Genomic DNA, 14,260 nt, shown 5'->3' with positions numbered 1-14,260 from the left:
CCGGTTGACATCGCGGCGAGTGTCAACCTACATTGACAGGCATGAGCGATGGAGTGACGCTCGCCCAGGAGGCGAGCAGCAGGGACCCGGCGGTCGGCCTGCGGGCCGTCCGCGCGCTGCGCGAGCTGGCCGAACGGCTGGAGGCGCTGCAGGTGGCCAGCGCCCGCGACCAGGGCTGGTCCTGGCAGGACATCGCGGTCTGCCTCGGCGTGAGCAGGCAGGCCGTCCACAAGAAGCACGGCGGCGGGCGCCGCCTCCCCCTCCCGACGAAGTCGGCCGGGGGGCGCGGGGGGTCGTCCCCCCTCGGAAAAGCACGGAAGGAGCAGTAGGAGATGTTCGAGCGTTTCACCGCGGACGCGCGGGCGGCCGTCGTCGGCGCGCAGGCGGAGGCGCGCGCGCTGCGCGACCACCACATCGGCACCGAGCACGTCCTGCTCTCGCTGCTCAGCGGCGACGACACCATGGGCCGGGCGCTGCGCGAGCACGGGCTCGACGCGGCGGACCTGCGCACCCGGATCGCCCGCGTCAACCGCGCCGGCGGCGACGTGCTGGACTCCGGCGCCCTCCGCAGCATCGGCATCGACCTGGACGCCGTCCGCGAGGCCACCGAGCAGACCTTCGGCGAGGGTGCCCTCGACGTCCCCGCCGGCAAGCTCCCCCGCTACGCGCGGGGCCACATCCCGTTCACGCCGAAGGCCAAGAAGGCCCTGGAGCTGAGCCTGCGGCACGCGGTGCGGCTCAAGCAGAAGCAGATCCGCAGCGGCCACATCCTGCTCGGCATCCTGCACGACGAGGACTTCCTCGCGGCGCGGCTGGTGGCCGAGGCGGGCGTCGACCTCCCGGGGCTGCGCGCCGACGTCACCCGGCTGATCACCACCGAGGCGGCGTGAGGCGGGCGCCCGCCCATGTGATTACGTGAGGACATGCCCGAGATCCTGGACGCCCTCCGCGGCACCCTCCCCGCCCCCCGGCTCGTCACCGACCCGGACGTGATCGCCTCCTACGCGCACGACGAGGCGGAATGGGCCCCGTACGGGACGCCCGCCGCCCTCGTCCGCGCCGGATCCACCGAGGACGTCCGGGCGGTGGTGGCCGCCTGCGCGGAGCACGGCGTCCCGGTCGTCCCGCGCGGCGCCGGCACCGGGCTGTCCGGCGGCGCGAACGCCCTGGACGGCTGCGTCCTGCTGTCGCTGGAGGCGATGAACGAGATCGTCGAGATCGACGCCGCCGAGCGGCTCGCGGTCGTCCAGCCCGGCGTGGTCAACGACGCGCTGCGGCTCGCCGCCGCCGAGCACGGCCTGTGGTACCCGCCGGACCCGGCCAGCTCGCCGTGGTCCACGATCGGCGGCAACGCGGCGACCAACGCCGGCGGCCTGTGCTGCGTCAAGTACGGCGTGACCCGCGACTACGTGCTCGCGATGCAGGCGGTCGTCGGCCGCGGCGAGGTGGTGCGGCTCGGCCGCCGCACCGCCAAGGGCGTCGCCGGGTACGACCTGTGCGGGCTGATGGTCGGCTCGGAGGGCACCCTCGGCGTGATCACCGAGATCACCGTGCGGCTGCGCGGCGCCCGCGCCCCCGAGCGCACCGTCGTCGGCTACTTCGACACGCTGCGGGAGGCGGGCGAGGCCGTCAGCCGCGTCACCGCCGCCGGGATCGTGCCGAGCGCGCTGGAGCTGGTCGACCGGCACTGCCTGGCGGCGGTCGACGCGTGGCGGAACATGGGGCTGTCCGCCGACGCGAACGTCCTGCTCCTCGGCCGCACCGACCTGCCCGGGGAGGCGGGCGAGGCGGAGGCCGACACGATGGTCGCCCTGTTCAAGGAGGCGGGCGCGACCTGGAGCGCCCGCTCGTCCGACGAGGCGGAGGCCGAGGCGCTGTTCGCCGCGCGCCGGCTCGCCTACCCGGCGCTGGAGCGGCTCGGGCCCGTCCTCACCGAGGACGTGTGCGTGCCGCGCGCGCTCGTCCCGGAGATGCTGGCCCGGATCGAGGCCGCCGCGTCCGAGACCGGCACCCACATCGCCAACATCGCGCACGCCGGGGACGGCAACCTGCACCCGCTGATCATCGCGCCCGCCGGTGACGACGACGCGCGGGTGCGGGCGCAGCGGGCGTTCGACCGCATCGTTGCGGACGCCATCGACCTCGGCGGGACCGTCACCGGCGAGCACGGTGTCGGCCTGCTCAAGCGGCGCGGCCTGCACGCCGAACTGGAGCCGGCGGTGATCGCCATGCACCGGGCGGTGAAGGACGCGCTGGACCCGGCGGGCATCTTCAACCCCGGCAAGGTGTTCGGGACGCCCTGAGCCCGGCCCGGGCCTGGGCCCGAGCCCGGGCGCGGGTGGGTCAGCCGCGCGCGGCCTCCCAGCCCTGGACCAGCTCGGCGGTCGGGTCGCCGACCAGGCCGACGCTCAGCCGCCCGTCCTCGCCCTGCTCGATCTGCACCCCGACCGGCCGCAGGTCGGGGACCCGCCCGCTGTAGAAGCCCGCGCGCTCCTCCATCCGCTCGTACTCCCCCGGACGCCACCAGTAGACCTGCGGGCTGATCGGCCGCTCCCCGCTCCCGGCGAGCCGCGCCGCGACCTCCTGCATCGTCTTGAGCGCTAGGACGAGGTGCGGGTCCGTGCCGATCTCGTGCACCGCGACGTACTCGGGCAGCGGGAAGGCGACGAGGGCGCCGAACGGCAGCGGCCCCGGGAAGTGCCGGCGCAGCGCGTGCGCGTGGGCGCCGATGTAGCGGTGCTGCTCGCCGATGTGCGCGATCTTCACCCCGTCGACGTCGGTGGCCTGCACGTAGTGCGGCTCGGCCTCGACGGACCGGGCCAGCGCGGCGCCGAACGCCTCGTGCTCGGGCACGTCGCCGAGGTCGGCCCGGTTCAGCGGGACGATCGAGTCGGGCAGGTCCGCCACGACCGTCTCCAGCAGCCCGGGGGCGAGCGGCCGGGTCAGCAGCGCCGCGCGCATCCGCTCGTCGAGCGCGCTCTCCGGGTAGAGGCGGACGCGCAGGCTCCCCTCCTCCAGCATGCGCCGCGCGCCCCCGCCGGCGGGCGCGGCGGCGGGGCCGCGCTCGAACGCCTGGACGGCCCGGTCGGCGTACTGCGCGGCGAGACCGGGCAGGTCGGCGCGCGGGTTCCGGCCCGCGTGCGCCCGCCATTCGGTGATGTCCGCGTGCGCCTGGGAGCCGTCCTTGAACGTGACCGCGAGCGTGTTCGGGTCGGGCAGCGAGCACGGATATCCGCGCCGCGCGAAGGCATCGATGAGGGCGGTGGCGATGACGTCGTTCGGGTTCATGGTCATGTACGACTCGGCCCGCGTCGCCGCGGTTCACGTGATCTCGATCATTTCGCGTAGTAGCGGGTCAGGGCGGCGACGCAGGCGGACTGGCGGGCCGGGTCGGCGGGAAACCGGCGGTGGCACTCCGGTCCGATCCACGAGGGCGCGGCCGGGCGGGCGGGGCGCGGCTTGGACGGCGCGTGCGGCCGGGGCGCGGGCCGGGGGCGGGGCTTCGGGTGCGCGTGCGGCGGGCGGGTCGCGGCGGGACGGGCGTGCACCGGGGCAGGTGCGGCGGGCCGCCCTCCTGGCGTCCCTCCCGGCGTCCCTCCTGGCGCCGACGGACCGCTGCCCGGCGGGTCGTCCTCCGCGTTCACCGGGCCGGGCGCCGGGGCGGGGAAGGCCGGCGGCGACGCACCGGACGGGCCGGAGAACGGGGGCGGCGACGGCGCGTCCGGGAGGGCCGCGCCGCCGCCGGGTGCGCTCGGCGCGGCGGGCGCGGCGGGCATGGCGGGCGCGGTCGGGCTCGCCGCGTCCGGGGTGAGGCTCCTGGCCGGGGGTTCGCGCCTCGTCCCGTAGCCGATCAGGCCGACGATCCCGGCCGCCAGGACGAGGGCGAGCGCGACGGCCGGGAAGGGCGAGCGGACGCGGGGCCGGGCGCTCAACGCCCGGGCGTTCAGCGCGCGGGCGGGGAGAGCGCGGACGCCGAGAAGGCGGGAGCGGAGCGGCGGGCGCGGCGTGGCGCGGGTGTATCCGGCCGGGGGGAGGTCGCGGGATTCGGGCACGATCCGATCGTCACGGTCCGCGCACGCCCGCACACGGAGAATGCCGGAGACCGTTGCCCGCTCGATACAGTCCCGGACCCCGCGGCCCCCGAGGAGACGGGCTTAGCGCCCGGCGAGCAGCTCGACCACCGGCGCGAACTCCTCGGCGAACACCGACGGGACCGACACGTACGACACGCCCAGCTCGTCCCGCCGCCGGGCGAGCGTGCCGGCCATCTCGCGGGGCGCCCCGGTCAGCATCGCGATGGACCCGGCGGACGCCATCGCCGCGCCGTCCACCCCGAGCCGCGGGGCGAGCCATCCGGGCACCTCGTCGCCGACGACGTGGACCTGCGTGCACAGCTCCACGTCGTCGAACCGCTCCCCCGCCGCGTCGCGGACGATGCCGACGAGCGGCGCCAGCTCCTTGTCGCCGGTCAGCGGCGACACCCCGAACGCGACCGTGTCCGCCCGGCGCGCGGCGAGCTCCAGCATCCGCCGCCGGGACGCCGCGACGAGCACCCGCGGCGGGCGGCCCGTCCCGGCGAACAGCCCGTCCGGCGGGCTCGCCACCGCGTCCATGGCCGCCTCGACCCGGCGGACGCGCTCGGCGGCCGTCCCGTACGGCACGCCGAACAGCGCCGCGTCGGCCTCCCCGCCGGGCCGTCCGGCGCCGAGCCCCAGCTCGAAGCGGTCGCCGGTCGCGAACGCCAGCGAGGCGGCCTGCCAGGCGACCATGGCGGCGGGACGGGTCGCCGCGGACAGCACGAACGTGCCGACGCGCAGCGAGGACGTCGCGCCCGCGGCGGCCGCGAGCGACGCCACGGGGTCCGCCGTGCCGGTCGTGTCCGGGGTGAGCAGCGTCGCGTACCCGAGGTCCTCGGCGCGGCGGGCGAGCGCCGCCCATGCGGCGCCGTCGCGCGCGCCTCCCGCCATCAGCCCGAACCGGAACCGCCGATCCGCCATGGTCTCCGCCTTCCGCTCGCGTCCCTTCCTCCAATTTGAGTGAGCACTCACTCATCTGTCAAGCCCCGCCGTGCCCGGCAACGGGCCCAAGGCACGGGTCAGGGCAGCGGGACGGTGGTGAAGCGGCGCAGCGACAGCGCCGGGTTCTTCTCCCGCACGGCCGCGACGCGCTCGGGCGACACGTCCGCCGCCGCCGTGCCCGCCGTCTCCCCCAGCGCCGCGACGACGACGCCCATCGGGTCGACGATCATGCTGTTGCCGGCGCCGGTCGGGGCGCACTGGTCGGCGGCCGCCACGTAGATCGTGTTCTCGATCGCGCGGGCCCGCACCAGCGTCCGCCAGTGGTCCTCCTTGAGGGGCCCGGGCACCCACTCGGCGGGCAGCGCGAGCACCTCCGCGCCCGCGTCCACGATCCGCCGCGTGACCTCGGGGAATCGGACGTCGTAGCAGGTCTGCATGCCGAACCGCACGCCGTCAACGGCGAACGTCTCCGGCTCGCCGATCGGTCCGTGCCGGACGACCTCCGACTCCTTGTACCCGAACGCGTCGTACAGGTGCGTCTTGCGGTACGTCGCCGCTACGGCGCCGTCCGGGCCGATCGCGAGGAGCGTGTTGGAGATCCGTTCCGGATCGTCCAGCCGCTCGTTCATGCCCGCCACCACGTGCACGCCGTGCCGGCGGGCCAGCTCGCCGAGCCCGGACGCGAACGGGCCGTCCAGCGGCTCGGCCGTGTCGATGAACCGCCGGTCCAGCCGCGGCGCGGTGAACATCGCGAACTCCGGGAACACGACGACCTTCGCGCCGCGCCCGGCCGCCTCCGCGGCGAGCTTCCCGATCGCCGCCAGGTTGGCGTCCTTGTCCTCGCCGGGCGCGAACTGCGCGACCGCGACCTGCACCATTCCTCGGCCCTCCGTCACATCCGTCCTCGGCTCACATGCGGTCCACGGCGGTGACCCGGACGACCGCCGCGCCCTCCTGGTCCGAGCCCGCCAGGTCGACCTCGGCGGAGATGCCCCAGTCGTGGTCGCCCGCCGGGTCGTCGAACACCTGCCGGACCCGCCACAGCGCGTCGTCCGGCACCTCCTCGATCTGCAGCAGCTTCGGGCCGCGCGCGTCCGGGCCGGTGAGCAGCTCGTCGTGCTCCTCGAAGTAGGCGTCCATCGCCTCGCGCCAGGCGTCCTCGCCGAAGTCGGGGTCCAGCTCGCCGAGCTCCCGGTACCGCTCCAGCGCCGCCAGCTCCACCCGGCGGAACAGCGCGTTGCGGACCAGCACCCGGAACGCCCGCGCGTTCGCCGTCACCTTCGTGACCCGGTCCTCGATCGGCTCGCTGACGTCCTCGTCGGCCGGGTTGGCGAGCTGCTCCCACTCGTCCAGCAGGCTGGAGTCGACCTGCCGGACCAGCTCCCCGAGCCACTCGATCAGGTCGATGAGGTCGTCGGTCTTGATCGACTCGGGGACGGTCTGCTGCAGCGCCTTGTACGCCCCCGACAGGTACCTCAGCACGAGCCCCTCGGCCCTGGCCAGCTCGTAGTACCCGATGTACTCGGTGAACGTCATCGCCCGCTCGTACATGTCCCGCACGACCGACTTCGGCCGCAGCGGATGGTCGCCCACCCAGGGGTGCCCGGCCCGGTAGATCTCGTACGCGGCGTCGAGCTCGTCCTCCAGCGGCTTCGGGTGGTCGACGTCCTGGAGCAGCTCCATCCGCTCCTCGTACTCGATCCCCTCCGCCTTCATCTCCTGGACGGCCTCGCCGCGCGCCTTGTTGACCTGCGCGGCGAGGATCTGCCGCGGGTCGTCCAGCGTCGCCTCGATCACCGACAGGACGTCCAGCGCGTACGACGGCGACGCCGGGTCCAGCACCTCGAACGCGGCCAGCGCGAACGTCGACAGCGGCTGGTTGAGCGCGAAGTCCTCCTGCAGGTCCACGGTGATCCGCGCGTACCGGCCGAGGTCGTCGGGCTCCGGCAGCACCTCCACCACCCCGCCCGCCAGCAGCGACCGGTAGATCGCGATGGCGCGGGAGATGTGCCGGCGCTGCGCCGACGGCTCCTCGTGGTTGTCGGTCAGCAGCCGCTTCATCGCCTGGAACGCGTTCCCGGGACGCGCGATCACCGACAGCAGCATCGCGTGCGACACCTGGAACCGGGACCGGAGCATCTCCGGCTCGGCGTCCTGGAGCTTGTTGAAGACCTCCTCGTCCCAGCCGACGAACCCCTCCGGCGGCTTCTTGCGCTGTACCTTCCGCCGCTTCTTCGGGTCGTCGCCGGCCTTGGCGAGGGCCTTCTCGTTCTCCACCACGTGCTCGGGGGCCTGCGCGACGACGAACCCGACCGTGTCGAACCCGGCGCGCCCGGCACGCCCGGCGATCTGGTGGAACTCCCGTGCCCGCAGCCGCCGCACCCGGTGCCCGTCGTACTTGCTCAGCGCGGTGAACACCACCGTCCGGATCGGCACGTTCACCCCCACGCCCAGCGTGTCGGTGCCGCAGATGACCTTCAGCAGCCCGGCCTGCGCGAGCCGCTCCACCAGCCGCCGGTACTTCGGCAGCATCCCCGCGTGGTGCACCCCGATCCCGTGCCGGACGAACCGCGACAGGTTCCGCCCGAACTTCGTCGTGAACCGGAACCCGCCGATCAGCTCGGCGATCCGCGCCTTCTCCGCCTTCGTGCACACGTTGATGCTCATCAGCGACTGCGCCCGCTCGATCGCCGCCGCCTGCGTGAAGTGCACCAGGTAGATCGGCGCCTTCTGCTCGGCCAGCAGCTCCTCGATCGTCTCGTGCAGCGGCGTCACCCGGTAGTCGTAGATCAGCGGGACGGGCCGCTCCGCCGACGTCACCAGCGCCGTCGGCCGGCCCGTCCGGCGCGTCAGGTCCTTCTGGAAGAACCCGACGTCGCCGAGCGTCGCCGACATCAGCAGGAACTGCGTCTGCGGCAGCTCCAGCAGCGGGATCTGCCACGCCCAGCCCCGCTCCGGCTCGGCGTAGAAGTGGAACTCGTCCATCACGACCACGCCGATGTCGGCGTCGGCGCCGTCCCGCAGCGCGATGTTCGCCAGCACCTCGGCGGTGCAGCACACGATCGGCGCGTCCGCGTTGACGCTGGCGTCGCCGGTCATCATCCCGACGTTCTCCCGCCCGAACATCTCGCACAGGTCGAAGAACTTCTCCGACACCAGCGCCTTGATCGGCGCGGTGTAGAAGCCGACCTGGTCCTTGCCGAGCGCCGCGAACAGCGCCCCCGCCGCCACCAGGCTCTTGCCGGACCCGGTCGGCGTCGAAAGGATCACGTTGGCGCCCGAGACGACCTCGATGAGCGCCTCCTCCTGCGCGGGATACAGCGTGATCCCGCGCCCGGACACCCACCGCTCGAACGCCTCGAACAGCGAATCGGGATCAGCGTCGGTACCGGAAGGAAGCTCATCGATAAGACTCACCCCTCCATCCTGCCCCGGATCGCCCACTGCCCGCGTCACCGGCCGCCGCGCGGCCCGTCCGGGCCGGGCCCGGGGTCACACGAGGGTGTGGCCGTATTCGGCTGCCAGGGGTTCGAGATCGGGCTCGCCGTAAAGGTCGCGCATCTCCTTGAACGCGGCGACCTTGCCGCCGCCGAACCGGCGCACGTGGACCGCGTAGGACGAGGCGTTGACGAAGGAGGGCGGGTCGGTCTTGCTGTGGAACTTGTCCGCGTACATGACGAGCCGCTCCTCGCCCGTCTCGGCCAGGTAGTCGGCGGGCGGCAGGGGCAGGTTCTGCCGCTCGATGTCGTCCCTGGTCAGCCCCATTCCGGTGTGGTGCGAGCAGAACCGGCAGAGCGTCTCGGGGAAGCCCTCCTCCGCGAGCAGCTCGTGCCCGAGCACCCCGTGCCGGACGTACTGCCGGTGGTCGAACTCCCCGGTGATGTCGTACAGCCGGTACACGCCGACGTCGTGCAGCAGGCATCCGGCCCGCACGAGCTCCTTGTCGACGTCCAGGCCGCCCGCGTCCATCAGCCGCTCGGCGATCCGGCACACGATCACGCAGTGCGTCCAGACCAGGTCGAACGCCTTCCGGCTCGGCGCCAGCCGCTCGTGCAACGCCAGAATCTCGCCGTCCCCCGGTATCCGCACGGGCCCGACCCTACCCAGCGGCCGGTTAGGGGGCGGCCGTTCGGTTACAACGTGCTGGACGAACCAGCGAGACGAGGGGGCAGAGCGATGGCGAAGAAGACGAAGACCGATCCCGCCGACCGGGGTCCCGGGGCCAGCTCGGGACGCGAGGAGCTGCCGCGCGAGCGGATCGTGCCCGGCAACGGCAGCGCCGCGGAGGGCTACGAGTCCAGGGAGGGCAGCGGGGTGCGGGACGGCAACCCGATCGCCGGCGTCGAGAAGGACGACGACGGGTCGTGACCGGCTGCGACCGGCCGGGCGGCCGAGGCCGTGGACGAGCCGCCCGGCGGGCTCGGCGGGCTCAGGGTGCTCGTCCGGCCTGGCGCGAGGGCCGAGCGTCCCGCCCCGGACGAGGCGGGACGCCCGTCCCAGGCGCCGGTCAGGCGGAGACCTCGGTGCGGTCGCCGCCCCAGAGGGTGTGGAAGGAGCCGTCGCGGTCGACGCGGCGGTAGGTGTGCGCGCCGAAGAAGTCGCGCTGCCCCTGGGTGAGCGCGGCCGGCAGGCGGTCGGCGCGCAGCGAGTCGTAGTAGGCGAGCGCGGTGGAGAAGCCCGGCGCGGGGACGCCGATGCGGGCGGCCGTGGCGACGACGTCGCGCCAGGCGTCCTGGGCGTCGCCGAGGGCCTCGGAGAAGTGGTCGTCGGTGAGCAGCGTCGGCGTGGACGGGTCGGCCTCGTAGGCGGCGCGGATCCGGTCGAGGAACCGGGCCCGGATGATGCAGCCGCCGCGCCAGATGGTCGCCATCGCGCCGGCGTCGATGTTCCAGCCGTACTCGGCGCTGCCCGCCTGGATCTCGTGGAACCCCTGCGCGTAGGCGACGATCTTCGACGCGTACAGCGCCTTCTCGACCTTGTCCGCGAAGCCGGACTCGGCGACGGCGGAGCGGGACGGCCCCGGCAGGTTCCGGGACGCCTCGCGCAGGTCGGCGTGGCCGGAGACGGACCGGGCGAACACCGCCTCGGCGATGCCGCCGACGGGGACGCCGAGGTCCAGGGCCGTCTGGACGGTCCAGCGGCCGGTGCCCTTCTGCTCGGCCTGGTCGAGCACCACGTCCACGAACGGCTCGCCGGTGGCGGCGTCGGTGTGCGCGAGCACCTCGGCGGTGATCTCGATGAGGTAGGACTCCAGCCGGCCGGTGTTCCAGGTGCGGAACACCTCGGCGATCTCGGCGGGCGCGAGCCCGGCGGCGTGCCGCAGCAGGTCGTAGGACTCGGCGATCAGCTGCATGTCGGAGTACTCGATGCCGTTGTGCACCATCTTCACGAAGTGCCCGGCGCCGTCCGGGCCGACGTGGGTGCAGCAGGGGGTGCCGTCGACGTTCGCGGCGATGTCCTCCAGCAGCGGGCCGAGCGCCTCGTAGGACTCGGCGGAGCCGCCCGGCATGATGCTCGGGCCGTGCAGCGCGCCCTCCTCGCCGCCGGAGATGCCGGTGCCGACGAAGTGGATCCCGCGCTCGCGCAGCGCGGCCTCGCGGCGGCGCGTGTCGGCGAAGTGCGCGTTGCCGCCGTCCACGATCATGTCGCCGGGCTCCAGCAGCGGCGCGAACTCGTCGATGACCGCGTCGGTCGGCGCGCCCGCCTTCACCATGACCACCAGCCGCCGGGGCCGCTCCAGCGACGCGACGAACTGCTCCGCCGTCTCCGCCGGCAGGAAGGTGCCCTCGTCGCCGAACTCCTCCACCAGCGCCTTCGTGCGGGCGGCGGTGCGGTTGTGCACGGCGACCGGATGACCGTGCCGGGCGAGGTTGCGTGCCAGGTTACGGCCCATCACCGCGAGCCCCGTGACGCCTATGCGCGCCGTTTCCATTGGTTCTCTCCTCTTCGTGTGCCACCCTGGCCAAGGGGTTGTACGACGATCATGATCCCCCCCGTTCGAACGCCGGCCCCGCATGTCCTGTTCCGGCACGGGAACGGGACGCACTTGAGAACGATTCCGATCGTGTCATCCAGGGGGTGCGGATGCTGGGACTGCCGGACGCGGCGGCGGCGTGTCTGTTCGATCTCGACGGGGTGCTTACCCGCACCGCGGCCGTGCACGCCGCGGCGTGGAAGGAGATGTTCGACGGCTACCTGCGCGAACGCGCGCGGGAGACGGGCGAGCCGTTCGTCCCCTTCGACCCGGTGAAGGACTACGGGCGCTACGTCGACGGCAAGAAGCGCGAGGACGGGACGCGCTCGTTCCTGGAGTCGCGCGGCATCACGCTGCCCGAGGGCACCCCGGACGACCCGCCGGAGAACGCGACCGTCCGCGGCCTCGGGAACCGCAAGAACGCCCTGGTCCTCAAGCTCATCGAGGAGAAGGGCGTGGAGACCTTCGACGGGTCGATCGACTTCGTCCGCGCCGCCCGCGAGGCCGGGCTGAGGACGGCGGTGGTGTCCTCCAGCGCCAACACCGTCCAGGTGCTGCGCTCGGTCGGGATCACCGACCTGTTCGACGCGCGGGTGGACGGCGTCGTCGCGGCGGAGCGGAACCTGCCCGGCAAGCCCGCGCCCGACATGTTCCTCGCGGGGGCGAAGGAGCTGGACGTGCCCGCGGACCGGGCCGTGGTGTTCGAGGACGCGCTCGCCGGCGTGCAGGCGGGCCGGGCCGGCGGGTTCGCGTACGTGGTGGGCGTCAACCGGGTCGACGGCGAGCACGCGAAGGAGCTCGCCGCGCACGGCGCCGACGTGGTGGTGAACGACCTGTCCGAACTGCTGGAGGACAAGTGACGGACCCGGAGGGACAGACCAGCACCGAGCGGCCCGTGTTCACCGTGGAGCCGTGGTGCGTCCGCGAACCGGAGCTGCGGCTGGACCGGCTGGCGCAGAGCGAGTCGGTGTTCGCGCTGTCGAACGGCCATCTCGGCCTGCGCGGCAACCTCGACGAGGGGGAGCCGCACGGCCTGCCGGGCACCTACCTGAACTCCTTCTACGAGCAGCGGCCGCTGCCGCAGGCGGAGACCGCCTACGGCTACCCCGAGTCGGGGCAGACGGTCATCAACGTCACCAACGGCAAGGTGATCCGGCTGCTGGTGGACGACGAGCCGCTCGACGTGCGGTACGGGCGCGTCCACCACCACGAGCGGATCCTGGACATGCGGGCGGGCACCCTCACCCGGCACGTGGAGTGGACATCGCCCGCCGACCAGCGCATCCGGGTGACGTCCACGCGGATGGTGTCGCTGACGCAGCGGGCGGTCGCGGCGATCTGCTACGACGTGGAGCCGGTGCACCAGTCCATGCGGGTGGTCGCGCAGTCGGAGCTGGTCGCCAACGAGGCGCTGCCGGACGGCGACAAGGACCCGCGGGCGTCGGCGATCCTCGACCATCCGCTGATCAGCGAGGAGCACGTCGCCAACGGCACGAAGGTGCTGCTGCTGCACCGGACGCGGCAGAGCGGGCTGCGGATGGCGGCGGGCATGTCGCACCACATCGAGGGCCCCGAGTCGATGGCGGTGGAGACCGAGAGCTCGCCGGACGTGGGCCGGCTGACGGTCGCGACGCGGCTGGAGCCGGGGCAGCGGCTGCGGATCATCAAGTACCTGGCGTACGGGTGGTCGAGCCAGCGGTCCCGGCCGGCGCTGCACGACCAGGTGGTCGGGGCGCTGGCGGGCGCGCGGCAGACCGGCTGGGACGGGCTGCTGGCCGAGCAGCGGCACTTCCTGGACGACTTCTGGTGCGGCGCGGACGTGGAGGTCGACGGGGACGCCGAGATCCAGCAGGCGGTCCGGTTCGGGCTGTTCCACACGCTGCAGGCGGGCGCGCGCGCCGAACGGCGCATGATCCCGGCGAAGGGGCTGACGGGCCCGGGCTACGACGGGCACACGTTCTGGGACACCGAGACGTTCGTGCTGCCGGTGCTGACCTACACCGCGCCCGACGCGGCCGCCGACGCGCTCGCCTGGCGGCACATGACGCTGCCGCTGGCGTGCGAGCGGGCCGCCCAGCTCGGGCTGACCGGCGCCGCGTTCCCGTGGCGGACGATCCGCGGCCACGAATGCTCCGGCTACTGGCCCGCCGGGACCGCGGCGTTCCACATCAACGCCGACATCTCCGACGCCGTCGTCCGGTACGTGGACGCCACGCAGGACGAGCGGTTCGAGCGGGAGATCGGGCTGGAGATCCTGGTGCAGACGGCGCGGCTGTGGCGCAGCCTCGGCCACCACGACGTCGGCGGGGTGTTCCGCATCGACGGCGTCACCGGCCCGGACGAGTACAGCGCGGTCGTGGACAACAACGTCTACACCAACCTGATGGCGCGCCGGAACCTGCTGGAGGCGGCGGAGACGGCGATGCGCCATCCGGACATGTGCGACCGGCTCGGCGTGGACGCCGAGGAGGCCGCGTCGTGGCGGGACGCGGCGTCGGCGATGGTGATCCCCTACGACGAGCGGCTGGGCGTCCATCCGCAGAGCGAGAACTTCACCAACCACGCCCGCTGGGACTTCGCGTCGACCAAGCCGGACCACTACCCGCTGCTGCTGAACTTCCCGTACTTCGACCTGTACCGCAAGCAGGTGGTGAAGCAGGCGGACCTGGTGCTGGCCCTGCACCTGTGCGGGGAGGAGTTCACCGACGAGCAGAAGGCCCGCAACTTCGAGTACTACGAGGGCCTGACGGTGCGGGACTCGTCGCTGTCGGCGCAGACGCAGGCGGTGGTGGCGGCCGAGGTCGGGCATCTGGAGCTGGCGCACGACTACCTCGGCGAGACCTCGCTGATGGACCTGCACGACCTGAACCGCAACACCCGCGACGGGCTGCACGTGGCGTCGATGGCGGGTGCGTGGAGCGGGCTCGTCGCCGGGTTCGGCGGGATGCGGGCGGGCGGCGGGCGGCTGCGGTTCGCGCCGCGGCTGCCGGGCGGCATCAGCCGGCTGGCGTTCCGGATGCGGTACCGGGGCAGCCGGGTGCGGGTCGAGGTGACCGGGGAGTCGGCCACCTACGAGCTGCTGGACGGCCCGGCCATCACGCTGTGGCACCACGGCGAGGAGTTCGAGCTCGGGGACGAGCCGGTCGAGCTGCCGATCGAGCAGGTCGCCGCCCGTCCGGCGCCGACGCAGCCGGCCGGCCGGGAGCCGGCGCCGCGGCGCATCGACCCGCACAGCAGGGAGCCGCGTCCGGTCGACTCCTGACCGGTC

13 protein-coding genes and 1 pseudogene are annotated in these 14,260 nt (G+C 73.7%); 7 read left to right on the top strand and 7 right to left on the bottom strand.

Annotated features, from left to right (window positions below; translation table 11 throughout):
- Positions 1 to 41: 41 nt before the first annotated feature.
- From AB0C78_RS00280 to AB0C78_RS00265, 4 genes and pseudogenes are all read left to right on the top strand, one after another.
- The gene (locus AB0C78_RS00280; protein ID WP_225992568.1) at positions 42 to 329 is read left to right on the top strand and encodes an RNA polymerase subunit sigma-70; all 288 of its coding nucleotides are present in this window, start codon (positions 42 to 44) and stop codon (positions 327 to 329) included.
- 3 nt (positions 330 to 332) lie between these two features.
- Positions 333 to 509 (top strand): annotated as a pseudogene (locus tag AB0C78_RS00275) (Clp protease N-terminal domain-containing protein); the annotation flags it as partial.
- A gap of 36 nt (positions 510 to 545) precedes the next feature.
- Entirely contained in the window at positions 546 to 890 is a 345-nt protein-coding gene (locus AB0C78_RS00270) for a Clp protease N-terminal domain-containing protein (protein ID WP_360740448.1), read from the top strand.
- Between the two features lie 33 nt (positions 891 to 923).
- The gene (locus tag AB0C78_RS00265) at positions 924 to 2,303 is read left to right on the top strand and encodes an FAD-linked oxidase C-terminal domain-containing protein (RefSeq protein ID WP_360739975.1); all 1,380 of its coding nucleotides are present in this window, start codon (positions 924 to 926) and stop codon (positions 2,301 to 2,303) included.
- A 40-nt stretch (positions 2,304 to 2,343) separates the two neighbouring features.
- Here the strand turns inward: AB0C78_RS00265 and AB0C78_RS00260 are convergent, their stop codons facing one another.
- The 6 genes from AB0C78_RS00260 to AB0C78_RS00235 form a co-directional block, all read right to left on the bottom strand.
- Positions 2,344 to 3,294, bottom strand: coding sequence for a hypothetical protein (locus AB0C78_RS00260; protein WP_360739972.1), 951 nt, complete (start codon positions 3,292 to 3,294; stop codon positions 2,344 to 2,346).
- Between the two features lie 41 nt (positions 3,295 to 3,335).
- Positions 3,336 to 4,052 carry a hypothetical protein gene (locus AB0C78_RS00255; RefSeq protein ID WP_360739969.1) on the bottom strand — a complete coding sequence of 239 codons (717 nt, stop codon included), beginning with the start codon at positions 4,050 to 4,052 and terminating at the stop codon, positions 3,336 to 3,338.
- Positions 4,053 to 4,154: 102 nt separating this feature from the next.
- Positions 4,155 to 4,997, bottom strand: a complete 843-nt coding sequence (locus tag AB0C78_RS00250; RefSeq protein ID WP_360739966.1) for an LLM class flavin-dependent oxidoreductase — start codon at positions 4,995 to 4,997, stop codon at positions 4,155 to 4,157.
- 98 nt (positions 4,998 to 5,095) lie between these two features.
- On the bottom strand, positions 5,096 to 5,896 hold the full coding sequence (locus tag AB0C78_RS00245) for a carbon-nitrogen hydrolase family protein (RefSeq protein WP_360739964.1): 801 nt from the start codon (positions 5,894 to 5,896) through the stop codon (positions 5,096 to 5,098).
- Positions 5,897 to 5,927: 31 nt separating this feature from the next.
- Positions 5,928 to 8,435 carry a DUF3516 domain-containing protein gene (locus tag AB0C78_RS00240; protein WP_360739961.1) on the bottom strand — a complete coding sequence of 836 codons (2,508 nt, stop codon included), beginning with the start codon at positions 8,433 to 8,435 and terminating at the stop codon, positions 5,928 to 5,930.
- A 75-nt stretch (positions 8,436 to 8,510) separates the two neighbouring features.
- Positions 8,511 to 9,107, bottom strand: a complete 597-nt coding sequence (locus AB0C78_RS00235; RefSeq protein ID WP_360739958.1) for an HD domain-containing protein — start codon at positions 9,105 to 9,107, stop codon at positions 8,511 to 8,513.
- Positions 9,108 to 9,194: 87 nt separating this feature from the next.
- Between AB0C78_RS00235 and AB0C78_RS00230 the strand changes: the two genes are divergently transcribed.
- The gene (locus AB0C78_RS00230; RefSeq protein ID WP_360739955.1) at positions 9,195 to 9,386 is read left to right on the top strand and encodes a hypothetical protein; all 192 of its coding nucleotides are present in this window, start codon (positions 9,195 to 9,197) and stop codon (positions 9,384 to 9,386) included.
- A gap of 139 nt (positions 9,387 to 9,525) precedes the next feature.
- Here AB0C78_RS00230 and gndA read toward each other — a convergent pair whose 3' ends face one another.
- Complete coding sequence (gene gndA / locus AB0C78_RS00225; protein WP_360739952.1) at positions 9,526 to 10,950, bottom strand: NADP-dependent phosphogluconate dehydrogenase; 1,425 nt, start codon at positions 10,948 to 10,950, stop codon at positions 9,526 to 9,528.
- A 152-nt stretch (positions 10,951 to 11,102) separates the two neighbouring features.
- Here gndA and AB0C78_RS00220 point away from each other — a divergent pair, with 152 nt between their 5' ends.
- Both AB0C78_RS00220 and AB0C78_RS00215 read left to right on the top strand, forming a co-directional pair.
- Positions 11,103 to 11,852 (top strand): beta-phosphoglucomutase family hydrolase, encoded by a 750-nt coding sequence (locus AB0C78_RS00220; protein ID WP_360740446.1) that lies wholly within the window; start codon positions 11,103 to 11,105, stop codon positions 11,850 to 11,852.
- Positions 11,849 to 14,254: a glycosyl hydrolase family 65 protein gene (locus tag AB0C78_RS00215; RefSeq protein WP_151545131.1), complete on the top strand. Its 2,406-nt coding sequence runs from the start codon at positions 11,849 to 11,851 to the stop codon at positions 14,252 to 14,254. Before AB0C78_RS00220 ends, AB0C78_RS00215 begins: the two co-directional genes overlap by 4 nt.
- The last annotated feature ends 6 nt before the right edge of the window (positions 14,255 to 14,260 follow it).

Source organism: Actinomadura sp. NPDC048394, assembly GCF_040651755.1.
In the GTDB taxonomy this organism is placed as follows: Bacteria; Actinomycetota; Actinomycetes; order Streptosporangiales; family Streptosporangiaceae; genus Spirillospora; species Spirillospora montaniterrae.
Note: the sequence above shows the minus strand (reverse complement) of the source record. Positions and strands in the feature narration are given on the sequence as shown.

Coding starts and splice junctions, on each gene's coding strand:
- AB0C78_RS00280 (WP_225992568.1), top strand. CDS start 42: ATGAGCGATGGAGTGACGCTCGCCCAGGAGGCGAGCAGCAGGGACCCG.
- AB0C78_RS00265 (WP_360739975.1), top strand. CDS start 924: ATGCCCGAGATCCTGGACGCCCTCCGCGGCACCCTCCCCGCCCCCCGG.
- AB0C78_RS00260 (WP_360739972.1), bottom strand. CDS start 3,294: ATGACCATGAACCCGAACGACGTCATCGCCACCGCCCTCATCGATGCC.
- AB0C78_RS00250 (WP_360739966.1), bottom strand. CDS start 4,997: ATGGCGGATCGGCGGTTCCGGTTCGGGCTGATGGCGGGAGGCGCGCGC.
- AB0C78_RS00245 (WP_360739964.1), bottom strand. CDS start 5,896: ATGGTGCAGGTCGCGGTCGCGCAGTTCGCGCCCGGCGAGGACAAGGAC.
- AB0C78_RS00230 (WP_360739955.1), top strand. CDS start 9,195: ATGGCGAAGAAGACGAAGACCGATCCCGCCGACCGGGGTCCCGGGGCC.
- gndA (WP_360739952.1), bottom strand. CDS start 10,950: ATGGAAACGGCGCGCATAGGCGTCACGGGGCTCGCGGTGATGGGCCGT.
- AB0C78_RS00220 (WP_360740446.1), top strand. CDS start 11,103: ATGCTGGGACTGCCGGACGCGGCGGCGGCGTGTCTGTTCGATCTCGAC.